Raw genomic sequence first — 3,626 nt, forward strand, 5'->3', positions numbered from 1 at the left:
AAAAGCGGTAGGCGGCAAGACCGCCGTAACGCTGTACTACAACGACGACAGCAAGGGCAACAATTGCTGGGAGAAACCCCAGGATTACTGGAAAACCTGGCCCACCACCTTCCTGCCCGCCAGCGTTCTACAAAGCACCGACTACGCGCTCTTCAGTTACTACCCTTACAAGGATTGCCCCGGGCTGTCGCCGTCGTGGAGTGCTGATTTCAGCGCACTGGAAAGCATCTTCCCGAATGCGAAAGTCGGCTTCGGCGAGATCGGCACCTCCAGCACCAGCGCACCTACCTCGGTGCAGACGGGCTTGATCAAGACGTACTACCCGATGGTCAACAGCTTCCAGGATCCGAAGTTCATCGGCGGCTTCTTCTGGTGGTATTACGCCGAAGAGATGGTGCCGTACACCAAGACCTACTGGAGCACGCTCGATCAGACGATCGCGCCGCTGAAGGTGCCGCAGTAACAGGCTGACCGATAGGTTGCGGACGAAGGCTCACCCCGAGCCTTCGTCCGCGTCGCCTTCCGTATGAAGTACCCCTAACGCTGCATGATCCCCGCCATCTCCGGCAGGTAGCGCAGCTCGAAGAACACGCTGTCGCCATGGCATGGTGCGCGCTGCGTCAACGCCGTGTTCGCTGCGGCATCCGGCAACGCTGTCGCGCTGAACGTTTTGTCCGCACCGGTCTGATGAAAGATCTCGAAGACGATGCCGTGTGCGCGTGTTTCCGTGCATTGACTGACCGCGTCGAGATACAGCTTGCGTTCGCCTTCGCCCAGGCGCCCGGTTCCCGCACCGTCTTGCACCCAGGCCCGCACGCCCGTGTGCTGCACGGCGTCGAGCAGTTCCGCGTAACGCTCCGGCGTCATATTGCCAGCAAAAAAGGAGGTGACGTACACCGGCCGCGGTGCAATCCGGTCGAGTTGGCGACGTTCGGAAGCCAGGTAATCCTGTAGCGCCTCGCGCGCCTTGGGATCGCGCCACCGCTTGTCGTCGATCTCCATGGGCAAATACCAGCCGTCGATGGCATCCACACCCAAGTCGCCTGCCCAGCGTCGTGCCACTGCATCATCACGTCGCGAGAGCGTGTGCAGATAATCGCCCAACGCAGCCGTCGGGACCTGCTGCCGCTGGAAGAAAGCCGGGTCGCTGTTCAAGCCAAGCACGATATGCAAGCCAGCCGCGCGTGCTTCGCGCACGCGCTGGAGCAACCATGCATGACCTGCGGCATCGCCGAAGGCGTCGCCATACTCCGTCCATTGCACCACCAGCGTGTCGAAGCCTTGCGCGCGCAATTGCATGAAGATCAGCGGCCACTGCGCCTGAGCGACATCCCGGTCGCGCAGCTGCGGCTGATAGATGATGGCCGTCGATGCACCGGCCAGGCACGGGGTCAACAGCCACAGCAATATCATCAGGCGGAGCCATGCGCGCATCACCATTGCGTCCTCAGGATTACGAAAAAGGCGTTTTTGTCACGCAAGTAGGTGGTGAAGGCGTGCTGCTGTTCAATAGCTACGCTGAAGCGATGGGGATAGGCATCGTAATGCGTTTCACCAAACCAGACATTCCATTGCACCCCGAGACCGGCGCGCCCGTCGCGCAGATAGCTCAAGCCCTGCGCACGATCGATGCCGGTATATTGCAGATGGATATACGGCTCGATGGTTTGTCCATGGGCGATCTTGTCGTGCAGCCCGAAACGGTAATCCAGCGTGGCGACGCTTTCCTTGGCGCGCAGATAATGCGCGATATCGGCATAGAAGTTCTGCGCAGGCCAGCCCCAGCCACTCGCATGCCAGTCATCGCTGAACTTGGGACTGAACGACCAGGATCCGCTGGCGCGCAGCATGGTGTCGTTGCGGGTATAGCGACTGTTGTCGGCCGGCGTCTGCTGCTCCACCGAAAGAATGATGTTTTGCGAGATCAGCGGCTTCCAATGCATGCCGACACCAAGCATCGTCTCGTGGACCGGCCACACCGCGCCGTTGGCACCACTGCCGGCAAACAGGCGCGCATAGGCGGTAAGCGTATTGAGATCGCCGCCGGTCAATTGCGGATCGAGATGGTATTGCGCTTCCAGTTGCGCATAGCTTCGATAGGAAACGCCGGGCGCCACCGAATTGGCGGCCGAGGACACGGTATCGCCGAGCGACATGTCGGCATTGAAACTCCACGTGCGGCCGAGATTTTCGTGCAGACGGCGCAGGCTGTAGAGCTCATCCTGATCTTGCTTCGCGTTGCCGCTGCCATCGCCGACATCGGCCGCATCCGTGCTGTCGAATTGATCGATAGCCTGTTCGGCGTAGTGCCGTGTTTGTGCGTAATGGCCCAGTTGCTGGTTCACGTACAACAGTTGGCGCGTCAAGGCGGGATTGTCCGGCTCGGCCCGGTGGGCCCGCTGGAACTGCGCCAAGGCCTCCTCCGGCTGGCCTGCTTGCAGATAGGCATAGCCGAGCGACGCCGCCAGCTGGCTGTCACCGGGAGCCAGCGCGCTGGCGTGCTGCCATGAAATGAGCGCCTGTTGCAAATCACCTGCCTGCGCTTGCAGCGCTGCGAGGCGCGCGTAGTAACGCGGATCGGGCTGCAACGCCACGGCGTTTTCCAGATCCATGCGCGCCAGCGCGGGGTCGCGTGGCCCATCCGCTTGCGCACGCAGCCACCAATAGGTGCCGTCCTGCCGCCCACCTTGTGCTGCATAGCTATCCAGCCAGGCGCGCGCCACGGCGGCTTCGTGGATGGTGAGTGCGGTGGTGGCGGCCGCGATCAGGTCGGCCTGCTGCATATCGGTAGCCGGTAAGGATCGCCACGCGAGCAACGCTGTTTCATAGTCCTGCGCACTATAGGCCTGATACGCCAGCGCACGCGTGTTGGCGCTGCTGGGCTGGTGCTTGCTGGCTTGGGCATAGGCATATTCGGCCAGGCCGGGGCGGTCCTGGCTGTAGCAGTCGCCCAATTGACGCCAGCGCTCACTCGGATAATCCGGCGACTGGTCCGCCATCACCTGGCGGATGCCGTCGCAATCACGCAGCGCTCCCAGAATCTGCAACTGCGCCACGCGCAACGCCACACTGTCCAATGGCTGGCGCAGGCGGGTGCGGTCATCCGCCGAGAACAACGCGGCTTGCTTGCCAGCCAGCACGGCCAGGCGAGAAAACAAGGCCGCCAAATGGGGATTGCCGGTAAACGGATACGCATCGAGCAACAGTTGCTTGGCTTCGTTGTATGCGCCGGCTTCCATCAGGCGATAGCTGAGGGGGTCGAGCAGCCGATAGCCTTCCGCTTGTGCGATCAAGGCTTGCGCCTGCTGTTGCGCATGGGCATAGCGCCCCTGCTGCAGATCGAGATTGAAGCGCTCCTCGCGAAAACTGTCGGCCGGCAGGCGCGATAGCATGCTGCCCGCAGTCGCACGATCGCCGCGCATCATCGCCAAGGGCAGCGCAGCACGCGCCTGCCATGCCGCATTGGCGGGATAGTGCGCCGCATAGCGATCGAGCAGCGCCGGCTGAGCGTGTGCTGCCATCGCCAATAAATTGATCCACTGCCGCTCATCCTGCACCTTGTCGAAGACAGGCTGGCGTGTAGCCATGTAGGCCGCCAGCGACTTGCGATCACCGCTGCTGGCGAT

General features: G+C 62.1%; 3 protein-coding genes. 1 reads left to right on the plus strand and 2 read right to left on the minus strand.

The features are described from left to right. Window positions 1-463: hypothetical protein (locus VMA74_RS18285; RefSeq protein ID WP_325369575.1), on the plus strand; the 463-nt coding region annotated here is incomplete at its 5' end. Window positions 464-537: 74 nt separating this feature from the next. Here the strand turns inward: VMA74_RS18285 and VMA74_RS18290 are convergent. After that, window positions 538-1,434, minus strand: a complete 897-nt coding sequence (locus VMA74_RS18290; protein WP_325369577.1) for a DUF4434 domain-containing protein — start codon at window positions 1,432-1,434, stop codon at window positions 538-540. Continuing rightward, the coding region (locus VMA74_RS18295; RefSeq protein WP_325369579.1) for an NfrA family protein at window positions 1,434-3,626 on the minus strand (2,193 nt) is incomplete at its 5' end. The genes VMA74_RS18290 and VMA74_RS18295, both read right to left, overlap by 1 nt.

Source organism: Dyella sp., assembly GCF_035508675.1.
In the GTDB taxonomy this organism is placed as follows: domain Bacteria; phylum Pseudomonadota; class Gammaproteobacteria; order Xanthomonadales; family Rhodanobacteraceae; genus Dyella_B.

What these genes read in the sequence shown, in the direction of transcription:
- VMA74_RS18290 (WP_325369577.1), bottom strand. Translation starts at nt 1,434, where the DNA reads ATGCGCGCATGGCTCCGCCTGATGATATTGCTGTGGCTGTTGACCCCG.